Genomic DNA, 22,930 nt, shown 5'->3' on the forward strand with positions numbered 1-22,930 from the left:
CGGAGGTGAGCCCTCCCAACGATTGGCAGCGGATCGGCACCTGGGACTCGACCGCGGAACAGCGCGCGTCGCCGCCGCACCTGGGTCGGTGCGGCGGCGACGGGTGGTCGTGCTCAGCGGCGCCAGGCCGGCCACTCGGCGTTGGTCACCGCCCGCAGGAGCCACTCGACCGGCCCGTACCGGTGGCGGCGCATCCACCAGGCACTCACCGGCAGCTGCGCGGCGAAGATCGCGAACGCGATGGCGAGCACGCCGAGCGGCGGCACCGTGCCGATGAGGCCGAGGCCCGCGCCGGTGAACAGCAGCACGCACAGCAGCGACTGGCTGAGGTAGTTGGTCAGTGCCATCCGGCCCGCCGGGGCGAGCGTGGCGGCGATCCGTGCGCCGCCGGTGGTGTGGTACCAGCGCAGCATCGTGGCGGCGTAGGCGGCGGCAATCGGGAGGACCTCCTCGACGGCGCCAGGCGCTGCCTGCTGGAGAAGGGCTACGCGCGCACGACCGTCCGCGACATCGCGTCCGCGGCCGGGGTGAGCACGGCGGCGATCGGCTACCACTACGGCTCACGGGAGGCGTTGCTCAACGCCGCCATGTTCCAGGCCCTTGAGGAGTGGGGCACCGAGGTGGCCCGGGCCGTGGCCAAGCGGTCGGCGCCGGCGGCCACACCGGCCGAGCGCTATGCCCGGCAGTGGCAGGGCGTCATCGAGACGTTCACGACGCACCGCCCGCTGTGGATCGCGACCATCGAGGCGTTCCAGCAATCCGAGCACGACCCGGAGCTCCGCGCGCAGCTCGCCATGGGTCAGCGGGCCGGGCTGCGCAGCCTCGCCGCGGGCCTGCAGGGCGTTCCGGAGGACCAGGTCACCGACCGCGACGTGCGCACGGTCGGCGCGATGCAGACGGCCCTGATCTCCGGCGTGATGTTTCAGTGGATGAGCGACCCCGAGCACGCGCCGTCGGCCGACGAGGTGGTGGAAGGGCTGCAGGCGCTGGCCCGCATCGCTGGAGGGGACGCCTGACCGTCGGTTACCCGGTCACGACCGGTTGGCGGCGGTGTACTGCTCCTCGGGCAGCGGCTCGAGCCAGGTCGTCGGGTCGCTGCCATCGGGCTTCGCCTCGAGCATGGCGAGGTGGCTCATGAACGTGTCGGCGGCCGCGCCGTGCCAGTGGTCCTCATCCGGCGGGCAGACGACGGTGTCGCCGGCGCGGATGCGCAGCACGGTCCCGTCGCGGGTGCCGACCAGCCCGACGCCCTCGGTGACGTGCAAGGTCTGGCCGACGGCGTGGGAGTGCCAGTTGGTGCGGGCGCCCGGCGTGAAGCGGACCAGCGCGACGGTCATCCGGGAGGGCCCCGTCCCGGTGACGATCGGCGTCATGTACACGTCCCCGGTGAAGCGCGCGGCGGGTGTCTTGACGGTGGCGGCAACAGGTTGCAGTTGCATGGTGGGCTCCTTCACGGCCGCAGCAGGGTCTTGATGGCGCGGCGCTCGTCCATCGCCTTGTACCCTTCGGCGACCTGGTCGAGGGGGAGTGCGAGGTCGAAGACCTTGCCGGGGTCGATGGTCCGGCTGGTGATGAGCTCGATGAGCTCGGGCAGGAACCGGCGGACCGGTGCCGGGCCGCCGTGCAGGTGCACGTGGGAGAAGAACAGCTCGTCGCCGGGCAGTTCGACGCCGTGGGCCACGCCGACGTAGCCGACGTGCCCGCCGGGGCGGGTGGAGCGGATCGCCTGCAGCATGGATTCCTGGGTGCCGACGGCTTCGATGACGCTGTGGGCACCCAGACCGCCGGTCAGGTCCTTGATGCGGGCCACCCCGTCGTCGCCGCGTTCGGTGACGATGTCGGTGGCGCCGTACTCCAGGGCGAGCTTCTGCCGGTCGGCGTGGCGGCTCATGGCGATGATCCGTTCGGCGCCGAAGTGCCTGGCGGCGAGGACGGCGAGCAGCCCGACCGCGCCGTCACCGACGACGGCGACGGTCTTGCCCGGCAGCACCTCGGCCGCGACGGCGCCGAACCAGCCGGTGCCGAGCACGTCCGACGCGGCGAGCAGGCCCGGCACGAGATCGTCGGAGGGCAGCTCCGGCGTGGCGACCAGGGTGCCGTCGGCGAGCGGGACACGCAGCAGCTCCGCCTGAGCGCCCCCGGCGCCGACCGGCTCGCGATGGACACAGCTGCTCTGGTACCCGGCGCGGCAGATCTCGCACGTGTTGTCGGAGGCGAAGAACGAGCCGACGACGAACTGGCCGGGCCTGATCTGCCGCACGTCGCCGCCGATCGCCTCGACGACACCGACGTACTCGTGGCCCATCGGGGTCGGCCGGTTGACCGGTTCGATGCCGCGGTACGGCCACAGATCCGAACCGCAGACGCAGGTCGCGACGATCCGGATGATCGCGTCGGTGGGAGCGGTGATCGTCGGGTCGGGACGGTCCTCGAGCCGGACGTCGCCGGGGGAATGCAGGATGGTGCCGCGCATCAGTGGTCTCCTCGGAACAGCTGTTTGGCGACGGTCATCGCCGACACGGCCTTGGGCCAGCCGGCGTAGAACGCCAGATGGGTGATGACCTCGATGAGTTCGGTCTCGGTGACGCCGTTGTCGCGGGCCCGGGCGAGGTGAAACGGCAGCTGCTCGGTGGCGCCGCTGGTGAGCAGGCTCGCGACGGTGATGAGGCTGCGGTCGCGCGGAGACAGCTCGGGGCGTTGCCAGACCTGCCCGAACACCACGTTGTCGGTGAGGTCGACGAATGCCGGGGCGAAGTCGCCGAACATGCGGTGCGGCCCGGACGGCTCGGATTGCTCGCTCATGACACCCATCCAACCGGCGGCTCACGACGGGCGGGAGGGTTTACCGAAGGTGGTAATGCCAGGGCCCCTCTCGCGCGTGGCGGCACCCGTAGCGTGGAAGCATGGACAACCGCGACGAGGTGCGCGACTTCCTGGCCACCCGCCGTGCCAGGATCACCCCCGAGCAGGCCGGGCTGCCGCAGTACGGCGGCAGCCGCCGCGTTCCCGGGTTGCGCCGGGCCGAGGTCGCGCTGCTGGCCGGGGTCAGCCCCGACTACTACGTCCGCCTCGAACGCGGCAACCTCTCCGGTGTCTCCGACAGCGTCCTGGAAGCCGTCGCCCGCGCGCTGCGGCTCGATGAGGCCGAACGCGCCCACCTGCACGACCTGGCCCGGGCCGCGAACACCGGCCCGCGCAGCCGCCGGTCACCGAAGCAGCAGGTGCGTCCCGGCACCCTGCACCTGCTGCACGCGATGACCGACGCCCCGGCGTTCGTCCGCAACGGTCGTCTCGACATCCTTGCCGCCAACGGGCTCGCCGAAGCGCTGTACGCCCCGGCGTTCGACACCCCGGCCCGTCCGGTGAACCTCGCCCGCTTCTGCTTCCTCGACCCGCGCGCCGAGGATTTCTACCCGGACTGGAACGAGGCGGCGAACACCACCGTCGCGCTGCTGCGGACCGAGGCCGGCCGTGACCCGTACGACAAGGGTCTCACCGATCTCGTGGGCGAGCTCGCCACTCGCAGCGACGACTTCCGCACCCGCTGGGCGGCGCACAACGTCCGCCTGCACCACACCGGCGTGAAGCGCTTCGACCACCCTGTCGTCGGGCGCGTCGAGCTCGGCTTCGAGGCGATGCCCATGCCGGCCGACCCGGGGCTCACCCTGACCGCGTACAGCGCCGCCGCAGGCACGTCCGCCGCCGACGCGCTCCGGCTCCTGGCCAGCTGGGCCGCGCCGGCCAGTCACCGCCAGTAGCGATTCCTCAGGCCAGCCGCCCGACGCCGGCAACGGTCATCAGCGACGCGAGTCGGGCCGATGCCCAGGCAGGCGTTTCCATACAAAAATCCCCCGGAGAAGTTCGAATTGACGCCCCGCTCCATGCCTCCAACCTCTCGCCCAGGCACGGTGAAAAATTTAGGACTCTTTACAGTTAGCTGGGTTTGCGATATGAACAATGTCCCCCCATAGAGCTGGGTCCATGTTCTGCCTCACCCGGGAGCAACTGCGAATGGACAGATCACGACCGGCGCGGCTGCGCCGGGTGCTCGTCGCGGCGGCCGCCACCGTCCTCGGCGCCATCGTCCTCATCCCGTTCAGCCCCGGCACCGCGGCCGCCGCGGGCACCGGAGCGATCACCGGCTACGGCGGCAAGTGCGTCGACGTCAACGCCGCCAACACCGCGAACGGCACCGCGGTCCAGCTGTGGACCTGCAACGGCACCAACGCCCAGGTGTGGACCGTGGGCACCGACGGCACGATCCGCGCCCTCGGCAAGTGTCTCGACGTCGCCGGCGGCTCCACCGCCGACGGGACCAGGGTCCAGCTGTGGGACTGCAACGGCACCGGCGCCCAGCAGTGGGTCGCCACCGCCGCCAACGACATCGTCAACCCGCAGGCCAACAAGTGCCTCGACGCGGCCAACTGGGGCACGGCCGACGGCACCGCGTTGCTGATCTGGCCCTGCACCGGTGGCGCCAACCAGAAATGGACGGTGCCCGGCGGCGGAGGCGGCAGCTCGTGCAACTACCCGAACTGGGTGGCCGGGCAGAACTACGTGACCGGCGCGATCGTCCGCTACACCAACGGCCTGTACTACCAGGCGACGCACGACAACCCGGGCTATGACCCGACGATCAGCACCTGGTTCTGGTCGCCGTACGCCTGCGGTGGTGGCGGCGGCGGTGGCGGTTCGAGCGGCTTCGTGGTCAGCGAGGCGCAGTTCAACCAGATGTTCCCGGGCCGCAACGGCTTCTACACCTACGCCGGGCTGACCGACGCGATGAAGAAGTACCCGGCGTTCGCCACGACCGGCAGCGACACGGTCAAGCGGCAGGAGGCCGCGGCGTTCCTGGCCAACGTGAGCCACGAGACCGGCGGCCTGGTGTACATCGACGAGATCAACACCGCGAACTGGCCGCACTACTGCGACTGGAGCCAGCCCTACGGCTGCCCGGCCGGTCAGTCGGCGTACCACGGCCGCGGCCCGATCCAGCTGAGCTGGAACTTCAACTACAAGGCGGCCGGTGACGCGCTCGGCATCGACCTGCTCAACAACCCGAACCTGGTCGCCACGAACGCGTCGATCTCGTGGCAGACCGGCCTGTGGTACTGGATGACCGGCACCGGCGGCGCGGGCACCACGTCGCACAACGCGATGGTGAACGGGCAGGGCTTCGGCACCACGATCCGGGCGATCAACAGCATCGAGTGCAACGGCGGGAACCCCGCGCAGATGCAGAGCCGGGTGAACCTCTACAACCAGTTCGTCGGGATCCTGGGCGTGCCCGCGGGCGGCAATCTGACCTGCTGACGCGGACGGTCGCCGGACCGGTCACGCACACAACTGCGTGACCGGCCCGGCGCGTGCGGGTTACAGGCTGACGGTGCGGCCGCCGAGGGTCACGACGAGGTGGCCGTCGGCGGCGAAGGACCAGGCCAGGGCGCCGCTGTACGTGCTGCAGCGGGAACCGTTGGTGCCGGCCCAGAACTGGTTGGAGCTGTCGCTGTTGCCGATGGTCTTGTCGTTGGAGCCGCCGCTGCTGTACCGGCAGGAGGTGTTGTTGCGGTACGTCGAGGTGCCCGCGTCGAAGGAGAAGTTGCGTTCGGCGTTGTCGATCGACAGGTTGTTGGAGATGGTCATCGAGCCCGGGTTGCTGTTGTACGTGAACCCGTGATGGCCGTTGTGGTAGGCGATGCTGCGCTGCACGACGTGGTTGACGCCGATGTCCTCGCCGCCGAGTTTGTAGCCGTTGCGGTCGCCGTTGGTGTTCACGGTGCCGTTGCTGAGCGTGCCGTTGTTGTAGGACAGCGAGTCCTGGATGGTGACCGGGCCGATCGCGCCGGTGTCGGTCTTGGTGTACAGGTCCCAGCCGTCGTCGATGTTGTTGTGCGACACCGTGTAGCGGAAGACGTTGCCGGTGCCGACGGTGAGCTTGGCGGCGAAACCGTCGGCGTCCTCACCGTCGGAGTCGGCGTTGTCGTGGGACTCGGAGCTGATGACGAGGTTGTTGGCCGGCCACTGCGCCTTCGGCGTGTCGGAGGCGGTCCGGGAGATCTGCAGCCCGCTGTCGCGGTTGAACCGCGTCACGACCCGCTCGAAGACGTTGTTGCTGCCACCGACGAAGATGCCGTTGTCGCCGGCGCGCTCCACGACGATGCCGGTGACGCGCCAGTAGTTGCCGTTCACGGCCAGGCCGCGGTTGGCCGGATCCTCGCTCTGCGCGGAGAAGTTGAGCACCGGCGTCTCACCCGGGTAGGCGGTGATGTTCTTCGTCGCGCCCGACGTGCCGTTGTTGCCGGTGGCGATGGTGATCGTCGAGGACTGGCTGTACGTGCCGCCGCGCATGAAGATTGTCCCGCCGGTGGTGACGCGGGTGATCGCCGAGGCGAGGGTGGTCGGGCTGGCCTGGGTGCCGGCCGCGCCGGCGGTGCCGTTGGGCGCCACGTACAACGCGGACGACGGCGGCTGACTGGTCGACGGCGAAGGCGAAGGCGAGGACGACGGCGACGATGACGGCGATGGTGAGGACGATGACGAGGACGACGGTGTCGGGCTCGTGCCGCCGGTGGTGACCGTGACGTTGTCGAAGTTCGCGGTCGAGTACGCGGTCTGCAGGCCGATGCGTCCCTTGGCGATCGACGTGTTGGTCGCGGTGCCGACCATGGTGCCGTCCACGGCGCCGCTGACGGAGCTGCCGTTGACGGTGATCGACAGCGTGTACCAGGTGCCGGTCGCCACGGTCCGCGACGCGCTGCCCAGGACGGTGACCGAGCCGCTGTTGACGGCCTGCAGCTGCACCGAGTTGCCGGGCAGCAGTGCGAGCCGGTAGTAGGTCGTCGCGCTGGTCGAGCGGGCGAGCAGGCCGGCGAAGCCGCCCGATCCCAGCGTCAGCGGCTTGACGGAGGCCTGGACGGTGTAGTTCGTCCAGCCGCTGTCGCCGGCGAACTCGCGGGCGTTCTCGCTGCCGGCGTTGGACTGCTGCAGGACCTTGCTGCCGTCGGTGACGACGCTCCAGGTGCCGCCGGACTTCGACCAGCCGCTGGTGGTGCCGTCCTCGAACGTCGCGCTGAACGCGGTGTCGGCGAACGCGATCTGTGTGGCCAGCACCATGCCCGCCGCGGCCACGGCGGCGGCCGTCGCGGCGGGCCACCGGCGGGAGCGCAGCCGGGAACCGATGGGTAGACGCATGAATCCTCCGGGATGACGGTGCGCACGCAGGGCGAATCGCAGGGGGAATCGCACGGGTGCGCACGGTGAGGCCCTCGGCGGCGGGGAGCGGAGCGGGCCTTCGTGCCGATAAAACGGACACTAAGGAAAGCGGTTTCCTAAAGCAAGGGAGACGATGTGCAGGTTGTTTGCAGTCGCCGGCGCGCGGTGTCGCGGGCGTGCCGGAGCTGCGCCGTCCGTCATCCGCGGCGGCCCGGTCGGATCCCCCGGGCGGCTGTCGCCGTCGTGAAATTTGCAGCGGCCCGGTCGCGGTTCAGCCGTGTCCGGTCAGGTCGATGAGCAGCCGCCGGGCATGCTGCCGGGTGCGCAGGAGCGCGGCCCGGTCCCTGCGGTGGCTGTGGTCGCCGTGGTGCCGCGCGGTGGCGAGCACGAGGTTCACGGCAAACGTCTCCACGATGTCGCTGCGCTCCGCGCGGCGCTGCAGCACGTGGCGGATCTGGTCGGTGGGGGCGTTCAGGTGCAGGGTGGCCAGGTCGTAGCCGGCGAGAAAGATGCCGGCGGAGCTGAAGTCGGCCAGGCCGAGCCGGCCGGAGGGCAGGCGCAGGACGTTGCCGGCGTGCAGGCTGCCGTGGGCGAAGGTGCGGTCCTGGCCGCACCGGACCAGCACGGCCAGGGCGCGGCGCAGGTCGTCGTCGGTGAGCCGGCCCGCCCGGTGATGCTCGTCGAGTTCGCCCGGGTAGTCGACGAGCCAGCGGGTGGCGTCCTGGCCGGCCGGTTGCCAGGCGGACAGCAGGGCCGCGGCGTGGGACATCTCGCGCGTGTCATGGCCGGCGAACCGGTGGGTCGGCGGGTCGCCGTGCCGCCGGTCGAGGGTCTCACCGATGAGGCGGCTGAGGACGAGGATGCGGTCACCGTCGGTCCAGCGGTACAGGCCGACGCGGATCGGCGGCGGGGTGGCGCCGAACGCGGCAGCGACCTCGGTGCGTCGCTGGAACCGTTGCCGGGCCCGGTCGTCGTCGCCGGCCCGGATGACGACGGCGACGGGTTCGCCGTGCAGGTGGCCGGCGTGCACGATCTCGGACCGGCCGGCGCGCAGCGGTGGCCGGACGTCCAGGACGAGTCCGGGCGGCAGGTGCTGCGGCGTCCACGGCCGCCCGTCCGCGGGCCTGCTGCCGGTGCAGGCCGGATCCGGCCGGGACGGCGGGTCGGGCCGCGCGGCGACGTGCCGGACCGGCGGGTGCTGCGCCCGCCGGGCCTGCAGGGCGCGGCTGCAGACGGCGGCCAGCCGGTCGAGGTCCCGCAGTTCGCTGGCGGTCCACCGGCGGGTCCGGGAGTCGACCACGCTCAGCGCGCCCACCGCGTGCCCGTCGGCGCCATGCAGGGGAGTGCCGGCGTAGGCGATCACACCGAGGTCCCGGATCGCGTCGCTGGTCTGCAGCACCGGGTCACGGCGGGCGTCCGTGACGACCAGCGGCGCGTCGGCCCCCACGACGTACTGGCAGAAGGAGTGCGTCAGCGGCGTGGCCCGGCTGTGCTGCCACCGCTCGGGCAGTCCGGACGCGCCGGGAAACACCTGCCGGGTCGCTTCCACCACGACCAGCAGGGCGGTCGGCACGCGCAGGGCGCGGCGGACCCGCTCGGCCAGCTCGTCCAGGTGCGGTTCCGCGGTCGCCGTGACCCGGAGCGCGGCGACCGCTGCCAGCCGGGCGTGGTCCCGCACCGCCGCCGCGGTCCGCGCCACATCGATCACCATCGCTCGTAGTCCACTCGATCCGCCGCCCTGCCTGGTTTGGCGATGCTGTGTACCCAGGTTGTCCTGGGTACCCCACATTTCAGTGTGCAGTTCACCCGTTCGAGGTCAACTGATCGACCTCACTCAATGGATGATCGGCTTGGGGACGATGTCGTTCGGGCGACGACACGTTCGATATCGGTGCAACATGTGGACAAGCGCATGCCGGGTTCGGCATCGTCATTGTTTCCGGGCGTAACCGCAACGTCACTTGGGGCGAGGGCGGTGCGCACTGCGGAAGGGGACTGGCGATGGGGGTCGGCAGCGAACATCGGATCGGATGTGCGTGGCAGCGTCCCGCACCGCCGGGGATGACGTGCCGCCGGGTCCGCCCGGCACCGATCTCCGGCTGCCGCGATGTTGGATGACCCGGCCGTGGGCGCGGTGACGATGCCGGCGGCGAAGCGCCTGTACCGGCCACGGCTGCACCGCGCCCTGGACCGCGCGGACCAGCACGGCGTCACCACCGTGCTGGCACCGGCGGGCGCCGGCAAGACCGAGCTGGCAACGGTCTGGCTGCGGACCGTGCCGGCCCCGCACCGCACGGCATACGTGCAGGTAGCACAGTGTCCGGACGGGCGATGGTGGTGCCCCGCGGCCCTGCCGGCGCGCTGGTGGCCGGCCGGCGCGACGACCTTCGAAGACTGGCTCGACCAGCTCCGGCAGCAGGGCGGCGGGGCCACACCGTGCACCGTCGTGCTCGACGGCGCCGAGACGGCTGCGCCCGGCGTCCTGGCGCAACTCGACCGGCTCGTGACCGCGCTGCCGGTCCACGTCGTGCTGTGCGGCCGGCACGCGCCGGCCCCAGCCGATTCCGCACCCGGCGGGGAAAGCCTGTTCCCGGCGCTGAACGGCGCCGACCTCGCCTTCACCCCGGCCGAGACCGCCGATCTGTGTGACCGGCACCACCTGATGCTGCGACCCGCCACCATCCGTCGCCTGTGCGCGGTGACCGAGGGCTGGGCCGCCGGTGTCGTCGTGGCGATCGCCGCCCTCGCCGGCGAACCCCACAACCCCGACACGGTGCTCGACCGGCTGGAACGCACCGGTGCGGGTCTGCACGAGTACGTCCAGAACGAGGTGCTCGCCGAACTGCCCGCCGACGTGGCCGACGCCGTGCAGGCCAGCAGCATCGTGGAAACGGTCAACCCGGAACTGTTCACGGCGCTGACCGGGCGCACCGACAGCGCCGACATCCTCGCCGACCTGGCCCGCAACGACATGTTCGCCTACCGGCTGAATCCGGCCTCGCCCTGGTACCGGTACCGGCGGCTGTGGCGGGCCGCCATCGTCACCGCCCTGCACGAGCAGGACCCGGCGACCGCCCGCGAGCTCCACCGCCGCGCCGCCAGCTGGTACGGACTCCATCACCAGCCCGCCGAGGCGCTGCGGCACGCCATCGCCGGACAAGGCCCGACCCTGACCGCCGCCGCGAGCCCCCCGACAGCCACCGGCCGGGCAGTGATCGGCACCGGCGTCCCCGCCGGAATCGCCGAGGCCTGGCTGGCACTCAGCCACGGCCGGCCCGACCTGGCCCAGGCGGCAATCGACGCGACCGGCGCCGGGCCGGCACTCCCGACCGGCGACGCACCCGACACGGCGCAGCTGCGCGTCCGGGCCGTCATCGCCTTCCAGCGCGGACACCTCCGCAAGGCCGCCCGCCACGCCGACCGGATACGGGCCGTCCTGCACGAGCACGGCATCACCGGCGCCGAGGACGAAGGGTGGGCCCTGCTCGTCCTCGCCGGCGTCGCCATCGCCCGGGGGCGCGCCAAACAAGCACATCGGCACCTGTACCGGCTCGCCGCCGAACTCCGCCAGCCGGACCCGCAGATCGTCGCGGGCGAACGGTTCCACACGGCCCTGCTGGAGCACCAGCAGGGCCGGCACGCCACCGCCCTGCGGCACGTCGAACGGCTCATCACCGACGGCGTCGACACCCTCGTCATCCCGTGCTGGGCGCCACGCGCCCTGCGCATCGATGCCCTCCTCGCCATCGACCTGTCCTCCGACGCGCGCCGGCACTGGAACCACGACGCCCGCGTCCTTCCCCCGGTCGTCGCCGACCTCATCGCCGCGAAGCTGCTCCTGCTGGAGGAAACCACGCCCGAGGTGCGGCGACGCATCGATCGACGGCTCCAACCGCACCTGCAGAACCCTCCGGCGTCACTGCTGCATGACATCGAAGTACGGCTCATCCTGGCCGCCGACGCCTACCGGCACGGCGACGCCGCGCACGCCGTTCACCTCGAACGACAGGCCGCCGCCCTGGCCGCCGCCGAAGACATCCACCATCCGCGCTTCCTCGACCCCCGGCGGCCGCACGGCCCGCGTCCTGCCGCGCCGCAACACCCCGAAGCCCACACCGTCCCGCTCACCGCCGCCGAGACCGCCGTCTGCGAACTGCTGCAAGGGTTCCTGACGGTCACCGAAATCGCGGATGCCCTCAAGGTGTCCCCGAACACCGTCAAGACCCACATGTCGGGTATCTACCGCAAACTCGGCGTCCACCGGCGTCGCGACGCGGTGCGCCGCGCCCGGGAACTCGGCCTGTTCTGAAGGCACGGCCTCTGAAGGCACGGCTTCTGAAGGCACGGCTTCTGAAGGCACGGCGGCGCCGAGGTCAGGCCGGCGCCATCCCGTGCACGACCAGCACCGGGCAGTCGGAGCGCTGCAACAGATGATGGGTGACCGGGTCGAGCGACGGCCCGAGCAGCCCGCCGCCCCCGTGGTGGCCCACCACGATCAGCTGCGCGCTGCGCGACGCGGCCACGAGGACGTCCGCGGCGTTGCCTGCGGCGAGCTCGACCTCCACCGGCACCGCCGGGTACCGGTCCTGCAGTCGGGCGACCGCCTCGGTCACCTCGATCGCGGCGACGGCCCGCAGCCCACCCGCACCCCCCAACGCCACGGCGCGCACCTGCGGCGCGTCCTTCTCGACGGCCCGCACCGCGACCAGCGCGCAGCCACGGCGGTGCGCCTCCACGAAGCCGGTCTCGAGCACCCGCTCGCTCGACGGGGTGTCGTCGACGCCGGCGACCACCGGCCCGATCGCGGTGTGCGCCCGGCCCCGCACGACGACGACCGGGCAGGCGGCGAACGTGGCGATCTGCAGCCCGACCGAACCCAGCAACGCCGAGGCGAGCGCGCTGCGGCCGTGCGAGCCGACGACCAGCAGCGCCGCCGTCCGGGACTCGGTCAGCAGCGCGTCGCTCGGCAGGCCGAGGACCGCGGTCCCGTGCACCTCGACCGTGGGCTGGGCGCCGCGGGCATCGGCGACCGCCGCCGCCACGACGGCCAGCGCCCGCGCCCGGGCCGGCGCGTCCAACTGGGCCGTCGACCGGCCCGGACCAGGCAGCGGCCAGTGGTAGACGCAGACGATCCGCAGCCGGGCCCGGACCCGCTCCGCGTGGGTCGCGGCCCAGCGGACAGCGGAAACGCCGGCCGCCGAGCCGTCGGTGCCCACGACGATGTCGGTGTACTGCATCGCTGCTCCTTCAACGCCGGTCACGCCAGGCGGCGCACCTCCAACCCTCTTCCGGTGCCGCCCGACTCCGGAAGAGGACGCCGGCCCCTGCGCGCGTGACGAACGGCCCCTCGCGGGTCCCGCGAGATCGGGACCTTCGGCACTGTCCGGTCCGAGGACGGCCCGGCGAGGCTTTCCGAGTCCCAGCCCCTGGAGGTGCACCCGATGCCGGAGCTCGTAGACGTGGATGTGCGCAGCCGTGGACCGGTCGGCCGGCACGAACGTGAATGCGCCCGGGCGATGGTCGGGGCCGTGATCGCACGCCACCCGGGGTCAGGCGCCGCCCGGGTGCGCCTGACCGGTGAACACCGCCCCGATGGTCCGGTCGTGGTGCAGGTGAACCTGCGGGTGTGCGGGGCGCCGGCCCGCATCCAGGTCGACGGCCCGACCGCCGCCGCGGCCATCTCGGCCGGTGCGGTGCGCCTCGACCGCCAGATCAGACGCCTGCGGACGGCGTGGGAGCCGTGGCCCTGGCCCGACCCGGAGCGGCGGACCCTGGCCGTCGCCGGCCGGGACCGGATCACCCGCCGCAAGACCGCAGCGATCCGCCCGCGCAGCACCTGCCAGGCCAGCTCGGTGCTCGCCGCGATGGACTACGACGTGTTCCTCTTCATCGACGCGGACACCGGCGAGGACGCGGTCATCTACCGCGCCGGGCCGACCGGCCTGCGTGTCGCCCGCCAGCACGGCATGCGACCAGCGGCAGGCTCCGGAACGCCGACGCCGACGGTCAACTCGCGCCGCACCCCGGTGCTGTCCGCGCAGGCGGCGGCGGGCCGCCTCGCAGACGGCTGGTTGCCGTTCCTGTTCTTCACCGACGACGGCGACGGCCGCGGCCGCCTCGTCTACCGCCGCTACGACGGAGGCGTCGGACTGCTCGGCCCGGCCGGATGAACACGGTCCGACGGTCCCGAACGGACGTGCCGTTCGGCCCTGCCGGGCCTCCCGGCGATTCCTGAGGATTCAGCGCGTGACTCCTCCGACGCCTGAAGACGTCAGCTTCTCTGTGCGCTCAGGCGCGCAGAAGGGCCAGCCCGGCCCTGAGTACGTTCGTGGCGCCGACGATGTCCGCGTGCCCGGCAAAGCCGCAGGCGACACAGACGGTGCCATCCTTGTCGATGGCGCCTCCGATTCCCCCGCCGCCTGAAGATGGCGGTCCCCCTTGGAGGGCTTTGATGGACGCGCTCGATCTCGCCCGGTGGCAGTTCGCGATAGTCACCGTGTACCACTTCATCTTCGTGCCGATCACCATCGGCCTGTCGGCGCTCGTGGCCGGGCTGCAGACCGCCTGGGTGCGGACCGGGCGGCCGGACTACCTGCGGGCGACGAAGTTCTGGGGCAAGCTCTTCCTGATCAACTTCGCGATGGGGGTCGTCACCGGCATCGTGCAGGAGTTCCAGTTCGGCATGAACTGGAGCGCCTACTCCCGGTTCGTCGGCGACATCTTCGGCGCGCCACTGGCCATCGAGGGACTGCTCGCGTTCTTCCTCGAGTCGACGTTCCTCGGACTGTGGATCTTCGGCTGGGACCGGCTGCCGAAACGCGTCCACCTGGCCACGATCTGGCTCGCCTCGATCGGCACGATGCTGTCGGCGTACTTCATCCTCGCCGCGAACTCCTGGATGCAGCACCCGGTGGGGTACACCGTCAACACCGAACGCGGCAGGGCCGAACTCAACGACATCGGTGCCGTGCTGACGAACTCGACGACACTGGTGACGTTCCCGCACACCATCACCGCGTGCTTCCTCACCGCCGGCGCGCTCATGCTCGCGGTCAGTGCCTGGCACCTGCGCCGCCGCAACCAGGTCGAGGTCTTCCGGCCCGCGCTGCGGCTCGGCGCCTGGGTGGTGCTGATCGCGGGCGTCGGCGTGCTCATCACCGGCGACCTGCAGGCCCGGGTCATGACCGAGCAGCAGCCGATGAAAATGGCCGCGGCGGAGGCGCTGTACGAGACCGACCAGCCCGCCTCGTTCTCGATCTTCACCATCGGCTCGCTCGACGGCCGCGAGGAGGTCGCCAGCGTCCGCATCCCGTCGCTGCTGTCCTTCATGGCGACCGGCAGCCCCAGCGGCGAGGTGGAAGGCATCAACGACCTGCAACGGCAGTACACCGAGCGGTACGGCGCCGGCGACTACGTGCCGTACGTGCCGGTCACCTACTGGTCGTTCCGCCTGATGATCGGCTTCGGCGCCCTCGCCATGGCGATCGCCGCGATCGCGTTGTGGCGCACCCGCAAGGGCCGGCTGCCCGGCGGGCGCTGGCTGTGGATCTCCGCCGTGGCCACCGTCGCGATGCCGCTGCTGGCCAACTCGTTCGGCTGGATCTTCACCGAGGTCGGCCGCCAGCCGTGGACCGTCTTCGGCGTGTTCAAGACCTCGCAGAGCGTCTCACCGACCGTCGGTGCGGGCACCGTCGCGACCTCACTGATCGTCCTGACGCTGCTGTACGGCGTGCTCGCCGTCATCGAGCTGACGCTGATCCTGCGCTACGCCCGGGCCGGAGCCCCGGAAATCGTCGTACCCCACGACGAAGATGACGAAGACCGCCCACTGGCATTCGCGTACTGAAGGAATCGACCATGGAACTCACCACCGTCTGGTTCGCGCTCATCGCCGTGCTGTGGGCCGGCTACTTCCTCCTGGAGGGCTTCGACTTCGGCGTCGGCATGCTGCTGCCGGTGCTGGCCCGCGACGAGCGGGAGCGGCGCCTGCTCATCAACACCATCGGCCCGGTCTGGGACGGCAACGAGGTGTGGCTGCTCGTCGCCGGCGGCGCGACCTTCGCCGCGTTCCCCGAGTGGTATGCCACCCTGTTCTCCGGCTTCTACCTGCCGCTGCTGCTCATCCTCGTCGCGCTGATCCTGCGCGGCCTCGCCTTCGAATACCGCGGCAAGGTCGACAGTCCACAGTGGAGAAGCCGCTGGGACCTGTGCATCATCGCCGGCAGCCTCGTCCCGGCACTGCTGTGGGGCGTCGCGTTCGGCAACATCGTGCGCGGTGTACCGCTCAATGCCGACCACGAATACGTGGGCACCTTCTTCACCCTGCTCAACCCGTACGCGCTGCTCGGCGGGCTCACCACGCTGTCGCTGTTCGCGCTGCACGGCGCCGTGTTCCTGGCGCTGAAGACCGACGGTGACGTCCGGGACCGCGCCGGACGGCTCGCATTCCGGCTCAGCCTGCCCGCGGTGCTGCTCGCCGCTGCGTTCCTGACGTGGACGCAGCTGACCCACCACGACGCGTGGGGCTGGGCGCTGTCCGCGGCGGCCGCCGCCGCGCTGATCGGCGCCGTGCTCGCCGCGAAGGTCCGCCGCGAGGGATGGGCGTTCCTGGCCACCGGCGCGACGCTCGTCCTGGCCGTCGCGGCACTGTTCGTCACGCTCTTCCCCGACGTCATGCCGACCACCCTCGCCGGCGGCGACAGCCTCACCGTGACCAACGCGGCGTCCACGCCGTACACGCTGAAGGTCATGACCTGGGTCGCGGTGTGCTGCACCCCGATCGTGCTGGGCTACCAGTCGTGGACCTACTGGGTGTTCCGCCGCCGGCTGCGGGTCGAGCACATCCCGGCGAGCCACCCGTGAAGCCCCTCGATCCGCGCCTGCTGCGGTATGCCCGGGCAACCCGCACCTACCTGATGCTGTCCGTCGTCCTCGGCGTCGCCCTCGCCGCCCTCGTCGTGGCACAGGCGACCCTGCTCGCCGCCGGGATCACCGCCGTCTACCAGCAGGGCGCCGACCTGCACCGGATCGCACCGACGCTGGCCTGGCTGGCGGCCGTCGTCATGCTGCGGGCGGTGGTCGCCTGGGCGCAGGAGGTGACCGCGGCCCGCGCCTCGGCCGCGGTGAAACGGCAGCTGCGGTCCCGGCTCCTCGCCCACGTCGCGGCGCTCGGGCCGGGCGCGGCCGGCGGCAGCGGATCGATCGCCACCCTGGCCACCCGCGGGCTCGACGCGCTGGACGCCTACTTCGCGCGGTACCTGCCGCAGCTGGTCCTCGCGACGCTGGTGCCGGTGATCGTGCTCGCCCGCATCGCACCGGCCGACCTCGTCGCCGCCGGCACGATCGCGCTCACCCTGCCGCTCATCCCGGTGTTCATGGCGCTCGTCGGCCTGCACACCGAAGCGGCGAACCGGCGGCAGTTCCGGCTCCTCACCCGGCTGTCGCACCACTTCCTCGACGTCGTCGCCGGCCTGCCGACGCTGCGGGTCTTCGGCCGCGCGAAACGACAGGCCGGGATCATCGCCCGGATCAGCGCCGAACAACGCACCACCACCATGCGCACGCTGCGGGTCGCGTTCCTGTCCTCGCTCGTGCTGGAGCTGCTCGCCACGCTGTCCGTGGCGCTCGTCGCGGTCGGCATCGGCCTGCGCCTGCTCGACGGCAGCCTCGGCCTCGCCACCGCGCTGCTCGTGCTGATCCTCGCCCCGGAGGCGTACCTGCCCTTGCGGCAGGTCGGCGCCAACTACCACGCCAGCGCCGAAGGACTCGCCGCGGCCACCGAGGTCTTCGAGCTCCTCGAAACACCGGCCCGGCCTCGGGGCATCGCGCCGGCACCGGCCGGGACGGTGCGGTTCGACGCCGTCACCGTGCGGCACGCCGGCCGGTCCACCGCGTCGCTGCCACCCTTTACCGCCACCGTCGAGGCGGGGGAGCTGGTCGCACTGACCGGTCCCAGCGGCTGCGGCAAGTCCACCGCCCTGGCGGTGCTGCTCGGCTTCGCCGCACCGACCGGTGGCCGCGTCACCGTCGGCGGCCAGGACCTCGCGACCGTGGATCCCGACGCGTGGCGGCAGCGCGTCGCGTGGCTGCCGCAACGGCCGTGGCTGAGCGCCGGCACCATCGCCGACAACATCCGCCTCGGCGCGCCCGGCACCACCGACGCCGCGGTGCGCGCCGCCGCCGGACAGGCCGGCGCCCTCGCCTTCATCGACACCCTCCCGGACGGCCTGTCGACCAGGCTCGGCGACGACGGCGCCGGACTGTCCGCTGGACAGCGGCAGCGGATCGCGCTCGCCCGGGTGTTCCTCCGCGACGCGCCGCTGGTCCTGCTCGACGAGCCGACCGCCAACCTCGACGCGGAGACGGAGGCCGGCATCCTCACCGCCATCCGGGCGCACGCGACCGGCCGCACCGTCATCATGGCCGCGCACCGCCCGTCCCTCGTCGCCCTCGCCGACCGCGCGATCCCCATCGGCGGCGCCGTGACGCCCACCGACGATGCCGTGACCCCTGTCGGCGCCGTGCCGCCCACGGGCGGCGTGATGTCGATCGACGCCGCCGTGACTCCCGTCGGTGCCGTGACGTTCACCGGCGGCGTGACTTCCGCCGGCGCTGCGGCTCCCACCGGCGCCACCGTGAACCGGGCCGGCGCCGGAGTGGTGCCGGCATGAGCGCGGTCCGGACCGTGCTGCGGCTGTGCCGGCCCGCCGCGGGCCAGCTGACCCTCGCGGTGCTCGCCGGGGTCGGCGCGGCCGGGGCCGGGATCGCGCTGATGGCGACCTCGGCATGGCTCATCTCGCGGGCCGCCCAGCACCCGCCGGTGCTGCACCTCATGGTGGCGATCGTCGCGGTGCGGGCGTGCGGCATCGGCCGGGGCGTGCTGCGCTACGTGGAGCGGCTCACCGGCCACGACGCGGCCCTGCGGGTGCTGGGCGCGCTGCGGGTCCGCACCTACCGGCGGCTCGAGCGGCTCGCACCGGCCGGCCTCACCGCGTTCCGCCGCGGCGACCTCGTCGCCCGGCTCGTCGACGACGTCGAGTCCGTGCTCGACGTCATCGTCCGCGCGCTGCTGCCCATCACGGTCGCCGCCGTCACCGGCGCCGCCACCGTCGCGCTCGTCGGCGGGCTGCTGCCCGTTGCCGGAGCCGCCCTCGCCGCCGCGATCCTCGTCGTCGCGGTCGGGGTCCCGGCGTTGCAGGCCGCCGCGGTCCGGCGCGCCGACGCCCGGCTCGCGCCCCTGCGCGGAGCCCTCGCCGCCGGTGTCGTCGACCTGACCCAGGGGCTGCCCGACCTGATCGCGTACGGCGCTGTCGACGACACGCTGACCGCCCTGGACCGCACCGACCGGCAGCTGCTCACGGCGGCCCGCCGCTCCAGCGCCGCCGCCGGTGTCTCGGCCGCGGTCACCGCGCTGTGCACCGGACTCAGCGTCCTCGCCGGTCTCGCCGCCGGCGCCGTCGCGGTGCGGGCCGGCACGCTGTCCGGCGAACTGCTCGCCGTGGTCGTCCTGACACCGCTCGCCGTGTTCGAGACCGTCGGCGCGATCCCCGCCGCCGCGCAGCGCCTCGCCGCGGCCCGGGCGGCGCTACGCCGGCTCGCCGAGATCGCCGACGCCACCGAACCGGCACCCGACCCCGCCGTCCCCGTCGCGCTGCCCGCCGGGCCGCCGATCGTCCGCCTCGAGCGGGTGTCGGCCGGCTGGGTGCCGGGCCGGCCCGTGCTGCGCGACGTCACGCTCACCCTGCGCCCCGGGCACCGGGTCGCGCTCGTCGGACCGAGCGGCGCGGGGAAGAGCACCGTCGCCGCGCTGCTCGTGCGCTGGCTAGACCCGACCTCCGGCCGGGTGACCCTCAACGACGTCGACGTGCGCGACCTGCGCGGCGACGACCTGCGGACCATCGTCGGCTACCTGGCCGAGGACGCGTACCTGTTCGACAGCACCCTCGAGGCGAACCTCCGCATCGGCCGGCCCGACGCGACCACCGCCCAGCTGGAGACCGCGCTGGCCGCCGCCCGGCTGGACTGGGTGCGGACCCTGCCCGCCGGGCTCGGCACACCCGTCGGCGAGCACGGCCTCGCCCTGTCCGGCGGCCAGCGGCGGCGGCTCGCCCTGGCCCGCGCGCTGCTGGCCGACTTCCCGGTCCTCGTCCTGGACGAGCCCACCGAACACCTCGACGACGACACCGCCGCCGAGCTGATCCGTGACCTGCTCACCGCCGCCGGGGACCGTGCGGTCCTGCTCATCACCCACCGGGCCGACGTCCTCGCCGACGTCGACGAGATCATCACCCTGACGCCGGGCGACCTCGGCGCGGCGACCGCCTGCGCGGTTGCCTCCGTGCACGCAGGTTGACGGGCCGTCGTCCAGGCGGCGGGATGGCGGTCGGCGTGGCACGTGTCGAGCCGGTCCGCCGGAGCGGTGCTGCGTGCGGGTGCGGCCAGCGTCCAACGCTCGCACGGCCGCGGCGTGGCGAACGCCTGCGTGGTTGCCTCCGTGCACGCAGGTTGAGGGGTCCGTCGCCCGTTCGGCGTGGCACGTGTCGAGCCGGACCGCCGGAGCGGTGCCGCGTGCGACGTGTGGGTGCGGCCAGCGTCCAGCGCGCTCGCACGGCTGCGGGCGCCGGCGCCGTCAGAGCTGGTCGAGGGTTTTGCGCACCATGGTTGCCGCGTCGTCGCGGTCCAGCCGGTCCAGTGCCGCCGCCAGGTCCCGGACCGTCTGTTCCAGGAGCTGGACCCGCGACTCCAACCCGCGCACGCGAAGCAGGACAGCTTCCGACGGCGGGGGACCACCCGCCACCGGCTCGTCAGGGGCGATCATCGTGGTACCCCTTCCGCAAGGGTCACATCTTGGTCTTGGGCAGTTCGATCGGGTGCTCGACCGCGTCCTGGGCGGCGAGGGCGGCCATCGCCGAGCGGTACGACGCCCGGTCGAGGGTCCCGGCGGCCAGCCGGTGGACGGCGTCGCGCTCGGCCCGGCCCCGCCGCCGCTCGTCGCGGCCGGCGAGCCACCTGGCGATCCGCGGGCGGTAGCGCCCGTTCGCCGCCGCGCCGCCGCGGATGGCCAGGACGTGCATAGCGATCAGCGCGAGGTAGACGACCGCGATGATCGTGGCCACCAGCATGACTGCAACCACCTGACTCACCTTCCGTCGTGCGTCGGAGCGGTCTGTCTGCCACGGTAGGCGTCCGGGACGCCACGGACGAGGGCCGAAGGTCATAAACCTGGGCGCCGGTCGGGCCTGTGCCGCGGTCACCGCGTTGGCGAGCGCCACCGGGCACCTGCCCGGCACGCGTAGCAACGACCGGCGGCGGGCCGGTGACGGGACAGAGGTCCCACCGCATCCGGGTCGTTGAGCCGTGGCGCGGCCGCAGCCGGCGGCGCACAGTCCAGCATATGCAGGAGATACCCCGATGACGGCCATGCGAGCACTGAGTCGAGACCGCTGCCTGGCACTGCTGGCGTCGGTGCCGGTCGGCCGGGTGGTGTTCAGCCTGCGCGCACTGCCGGCGATCCGGCCGGTGAACCACCTCGTCGACGGCAACACCATCGTCATCCGCAGCAACCTCGGTGGTGCGCTGGCGTCCACGGCGACGCAGATCGGCCCGCTCGTCGTGGCGTACGAGGCGGACACGTTCGACCTGGCCGGCCACACCGGCTGGACGGTGGTCGTCACCGGCGCCGCGCGGCTGATCCTCGACGGGGAGCGCCAGGCACGCTACGAGCGGCTGCTGCAGCCCTGGACCGACGAGCCCATGAACTGCGTCATCGGCATCGACTGCGACCTGGTCACCGGCTACGAACTCGTCGGCGTCGTGGCCTGACCGGCGTCCTGCGCGGCAGCGTCAACCCGGTCACCGCGCAGATCCTCGACACCGTCGAATCAGGGCCGGGTCACGGGTAGGGTCACGGTGATCGTCAGGCCGCCGGAGGGCTCCGGCGTGGCCACGACGGTGCCGCGGTGTGCGTGCACGATCGACCGCACGATGGCCAGGCCCAGGCCGCTGGATCCGGCTCCCGTGACGCGGTTCGGGTCGAGTCGCTGGAACGGCTCGAACAGCCGGTCGATCTCGGCCGGCGGGATCGGTTCGCCGCTGTTGCGGACCACGACGAGCGCACCGCCGGGCCCATGGCGGGTGGTCATCTCGATCCAGCCACCCCGGTGGTTGTGCCGGATCGCGTTGTCCACGAGGTTCTGCACCAGCCGGTCCAGCAGGACCGGATCGCCGTCGACCGGCGCCGAACGCAGGTCGCTGGTGATGGTGACGGCTGCGGCCTCGGCCACGTGGTCCGCCTCGCCCAGCGCGATGGCCGCCGTGGCCGCCAGGTCATGTGTCTCGTGGACGAGCGCGCCGCGATCGCTGCGGGCCAATGCCAGCAGGCCGTCCAGCAGCCGTTCGGCTCGGCCAGTCGCGATCAGCGTGTCGTCCGCCAGGGCCTCCCACTGCTCGACCGTGCTGTGCCGCTTGCTGCGCAGCACCTCGGTGCCGGTGCGGACGATGGCCAGCGGGGTGCGCAGCTCGTGTGCGGCGTCGGCGGTGAACCGGCGTTCGCTGGCGAAGGAGTTCTCCAACCGCGCCACCATGTCGTCGAACGTGTCGGCCAGCTCCTTGAGCTCGTCGTGCGGTCCGGTGAGCGCGATGCGCTCGTGCAGGTGGTGCTGAGAGATCCGGCGCGTGGTGGCGGTGAGCGTTTGCAGCGGCCGCAGCGCGCGGCCGGCCAGCAGCCAGGACGCGCCGAGGCCGAGCACGGCGATGACCGCCAGCGCCATGGCCGATGTGCCGGCGGTGTCCAGCAGCGTGCCGGCGCGCAGCTCGGCCATGGCCTGCCGCTTGACCTTCTCGACGCTCTCCTGCGTGTTCTTGTCGGCGGGCAGGCCCGCCGCGATCTGGGACTCCACCTGCGTGTTCGTGGGCGGTCCGATCTCGGTGTACAGGCTGTGGTACAGCATGGCGTAGTTGAGTGCGAGCAGCGCCGCGCAGGCGACGACCAGCATCACCGCGTACGTGAGCGTGAGCCGCAGCCGGATCGAGGGGTGCCACCGGCGGGTCCGGGCGGTCACAGCCGGTATCCCGCGCCGACGACCGTCTCGATCAACGTCGGCGCTCCGAGCTTGCGGCGCAGTCGGCCGATGGTGACCCGGACGGCCGTGGTGAACGGGTCCGCGTGTTCGTCCCAGGCTCGCTCCAGGAGGTCCTCGGAGCTGACCAGGGCGCCGTCGGCCGCCATCAGGATCTCCAGCACCGCCAGCTCCTTGGTGGTCAGCGGGATGAACCGGCCGTCGCGGGTGACCACGCGGCGGGCGGTGTCGAAGGTCAGACCGGCGTGCTGGAGGATCCGCGGTGCGTTGTTGGCGCGGCGGGCGAGCGCCCGGATCCGCAGCACCAGTTCGTCGAAGGCGAACGGCTTGGGCAGGTAGTCGTCGGCGCCGAGGGTCAGGCCGGCGATCCGGTCGGCCGCCTCGCCTGCGGCGGTGAGCATGAGGATCCGCGCGCCGCCGTCGCCCGCCGTCAGCGCGGTGCACACCTGGTCGCCGTGCACAACGGGCAGGTCGCGGTCGAGCACCACGACGTCGTACCGGTTGGTTCCGGCCTTGTGCAGGCCGTCGATGCCATCCGGCGCGACGTCGACCGCGATGCCCCGGTCGCGCAGGCCCTCGGCGACCCGTTGGGCCAGCAGCGCTTCGTCCTCGATCACCAGTACCCGCATCGTCCCAGTCTC

At 72.4% G+C, this 22,930-nt stretch carries 21 protein-coding genes; 10 read left to right on the forward strand and 11 right to left on the reverse strand.

All coding sequences use genetic code 11. The features are described from left to right. Window positions 1–113: 113 nt before the first annotated feature. The gene (locus tag ACFPIJ_RS42410; RefSeq protein WP_380124399.1) at window positions 114–413 is read right to left on the reverse strand and encodes a DUF418 domain-containing protein; all 300 of its coding nucleotides are present in this window, start codon (window positions 411–413) and stop codon (window positions 114–116) included. On the opposite strand from ACFPIJ_RS42410, the gene ACFPIJ_RS42415 reads away from it, so the two are divergent. After that, window positions 396–1,016 carry a TetR/AcrR family transcriptional regulator gene (locus tag ACFPIJ_RS42415; protein WP_380124401.1) on the forward strand — a complete coding sequence of 207 codons (621 nt, stop codon included), beginning with the start codon at window positions 396–398 and terminating at the stop codon, window positions 1,014–1,016. The two genes, ACFPIJ_RS42410 and ACFPIJ_RS42415, sit on opposite strands and share 18 nt — an antisense overlap. Window positions 1,017–1,031: 15 nt before the next feature. Here ACFPIJ_RS42415 and ACFPIJ_RS42420 read toward each other — a convergent pair whose 3' ends face one another. From ACFPIJ_RS42420 to ACFPIJ_RS42430, 3 genes are read right to left on the reverse strand one after another with little or no spacing between them, the layout of a single operon-like run. Beyond that, the gene (locus ACFPIJ_RS42420; protein ID WP_380124403.1) at window positions 1,032–1,439 is read right to left on the reverse strand and encodes a (R)-mandelonitrile lyase; all 408 of its coding nucleotides are present in this window, start codon (window positions 1,437–1,439) and stop codon (window positions 1,032–1,034) included. Window positions 1,440–1,450: 11 nt separating this feature from the next. Continuing rightward, window positions 1,451–2,473, reverse strand: a complete 1,023-nt coding sequence (locus ACFPIJ_RS42425; protein ID WP_380124405.1) for a zinc-dependent alcohol dehydrogenase family protein — start codon at window positions 2,471–2,473, stop codon at window positions 1,451–1,453. Beyond that, window positions 2,473–2,802 (reverse strand): carboxymuconolactone decarboxylase family protein, encoded by a 330-nt coding sequence (locus ACFPIJ_RS42430; protein WP_380124407.1) that lies wholly within the window; start codon window positions 2,800–2,802, stop codon window positions 2,473–2,475. The genes ACFPIJ_RS42425 and ACFPIJ_RS42430 overlap by 1 nt, the downstream gene beginning before the upstream one ends. Window positions 2,803–2,903: 101 nt before the next feature. On the opposite strand from ACFPIJ_RS42430, the gene ACFPIJ_RS42435 reads away from it, so the two are divergent. Continuing rightward, on the forward strand, window positions 2,904–3,758 hold the full coding sequence (locus ACFPIJ_RS42435; protein ID WP_380124409.1) for a helix-turn-helix transcriptional regulator: 855 nt from the start codon (window positions 2,904–2,906) through the stop codon (window positions 3,756–3,758). Between the two features lie 253 nt (window positions 3,759–4,011). After that, entirely contained in the window at window positions 4,012–5,313 is a 1,302-nt protein-coding gene (locus tag ACFPIJ_RS42440) for a glycoside hydrolase family 19 protein (RefSeq protein WP_380124411.1), read from the forward strand. A gap of 60 nt (window positions 5,314–5,373) precedes the next feature. Here ACFPIJ_RS42440 and ACFPIJ_RS42445 read toward each other — a convergent pair whose 3' ends face one another. Continuing rightward, window positions 5,374–7,191 carry a 3-keto-alpha-glucoside-1,2-lyase-like domain-containing protein gene (locus tag ACFPIJ_RS42445; protein ID WP_380124413.1) on the reverse strand — a complete coding sequence of 606 codons (1,818 nt, stop codon included), beginning with the start codon at window positions 7,189–7,191 and terminating at the stop codon, window positions 5,374–5,376. 292 nt (window positions 7,192–7,483) lie between these two features. Continuing rightward, complete coding sequence (locus tag ACFPIJ_RS42450) at window positions 7,484–8,923, reverse strand: GAF domain-containing protein (RefSeq protein WP_380124415.1); 1,440 nt, start codon at window positions 8,921–8,923, stop codon at window positions 7,484–7,486. Between the two features lie 396 nt (window positions 8,924–9,319). Between ACFPIJ_RS42450 and ACFPIJ_RS42455 the strand changes: the two genes are divergently transcribed. Further along, a complete protein-coding gene (locus ACFPIJ_RS42455) occupies window positions 9,320–11,521 on the forward strand; it encodes a winged helix-turn-helix domain-containing protein (protein WP_380124417.1) in 2,202 nt (733 codons plus the stop codon). A gap of 64 nt (window positions 11,522–11,585) precedes the next feature. Here the strand turns inward: ACFPIJ_RS42455 and ACFPIJ_RS42460 are convergent, their stop codons facing one another. Beyond that, window positions 11,586–12,449, reverse strand: a complete 864-nt coding sequence (locus ACFPIJ_RS42460; RefSeq protein WP_380124419.1) for a universal stress protein — start codon at window positions 12,447–12,449, stop codon at window positions 11,586–11,588. A 204-nt stretch (window positions 12,450–12,653) separates the two neighbouring features. Between ACFPIJ_RS42460 and ACFPIJ_RS42465 the strand changes: the two genes are divergently transcribed. The 5 genes from ACFPIJ_RS42465 to cydC all read left to right on the forward strand — a co-directional run bounded on the left by ACFPIJ_RS42465 (window position 12,654) and on the right by cydC (window position 19,564). Next, window positions 12,654–13,382 (forward strand): sigma 54 modulation/S30EA ribosomal C-terminal domain-containing protein, encoded by a 729-nt coding sequence (locus ACFPIJ_RS42465; protein ID WP_380124421.1) that lies wholly within the window; start codon window positions 12,654–12,656, stop codon window positions 13,380–13,382. A 281-nt stretch (window positions 13,383–13,663) separates the two neighbouring features. After that, window positions 13,664–15,058 carry a cytochrome ubiquinol oxidase subunit I gene (locus ACFPIJ_RS42470; protein ID WP_380124423.1) on the forward strand — a complete coding sequence of 465 codons (1,395 nt, stop codon included), beginning with the start codon at window positions 13,664–13,666 and terminating at the stop codon, window positions 15,056–15,058. An 11-nt stretch (window positions 15,059–15,069) separates the two neighbouring features. Continuing rightward, on the forward strand, window positions 15,070–16,074 hold the full coding sequence (gene cydB / locus ACFPIJ_RS42475) for a cytochrome d ubiquinol oxidase subunit II (protein ID WP_380124425.1): 1,005 nt from the start codon (window positions 15,070–15,072) through the stop codon (window positions 16,072–16,074). A 53-nt stretch (window positions 16,075–16,127) separates the two neighbouring features. Continuing rightward, window positions 16,128–17,882: a thiol reductant ABC exporter subunit CydD gene (cydD, locus tag ACFPIJ_RS42480; RefSeq protein WP_380125407.1), complete on the forward strand. Its 1,755-nt coding sequence runs from the start codon at window positions 16,128–16,130 to the stop codon at window positions 17,880–17,882. Next, window positions 17,879–19,564, forward strand: coding sequence for a thiol reductant ABC exporter subunit CydC (cydC, locus tag ACFPIJ_RS42485; RefSeq protein WP_380124427.1), 1,686 nt, complete (start codon window positions 17,879–17,881; stop codon window positions 19,562–19,564). The genes cydD and cydC overlap by 4 nt, the downstream gene beginning before the upstream one ends. 276 nt (window positions 19,565–19,840) lie before the next feature. On the opposite strand, the gene ACFPIJ_RS42490 is transcribed toward cydC, so the two are convergent. Together ACFPIJ_RS42490 and ACFPIJ_RS42495 are read right to left on the reverse strand one after the other, a co-directional pair. Beyond that, complete coding sequence (locus ACFPIJ_RS42490; protein WP_380124429.1) at window positions 19,841–20,029, reverse strand: hypothetical protein; 189 nt, start codon at window positions 20,027–20,029, stop codon at window positions 19,841–19,843. Window positions 20,030–20,051: 22 nt separating this feature from the next. Next, a complete protein-coding gene (locus ACFPIJ_RS42495; protein ID WP_380124431.1) occupies window positions 20,052–20,345 on the reverse strand; it encodes a hypothetical protein in 294 nt (97 codons plus the stop codon). A 277-nt stretch (window positions 20,346–20,622) separates the two neighbouring features. Here ACFPIJ_RS42495 and ACFPIJ_RS42500 point away from each other — a divergent pair, with 277 nt between their 5' ends. After that, complete coding sequence (locus ACFPIJ_RS42500) at window positions 20,623–21,033, forward strand: pyridoxamine 5'-phosphate oxidase family protein (protein ID WP_380124433.1); 411 nt, start codon at window positions 20,623–20,625, stop codon at window positions 21,031–21,033. A gap of 59 nt (window positions 21,034–21,092) precedes the next feature. Here ACFPIJ_RS42500 and ACFPIJ_RS42505 read toward each other — a convergent pair whose 3' ends face one another. Together ACFPIJ_RS42505 and ACFPIJ_RS42510 are read right to left on the reverse strand one after the other, a co-directional pair. Further along, window positions 21,093–22,271, reverse strand: coding sequence for a sensor histidine kinase (locus tag ACFPIJ_RS42505; protein ID WP_380124435.1), 1,179 nt, complete (start codon window positions 22,269–22,271; stop codon window positions 21,093–21,095). Continuing rightward, complete coding sequence (locus ACFPIJ_RS42510) at window positions 22,268–22,918, reverse strand: response regulator transcription factor (protein ID WP_380124437.1); 651 nt, start codon at window positions 22,916–22,918, stop codon at window positions 22,268–22,270. Before ACFPIJ_RS42510 ends, ACFPIJ_RS42505 begins: the two co-directional genes overlap by 4 nt. Between the last annotated feature and the right edge of the window lie 12 nt (window positions 22,919–22,930).

The sequence above is a fragment of the Dactylosporangium cerinum genome (assembly GCF_042653625.1).
Classification (GTDB): Bacteria; Actinomycetota; Actinomycetes; order Mycobacteriales; family Micromonosporaceae; genus Dactylosporangium; species Dactylosporangium cerinum.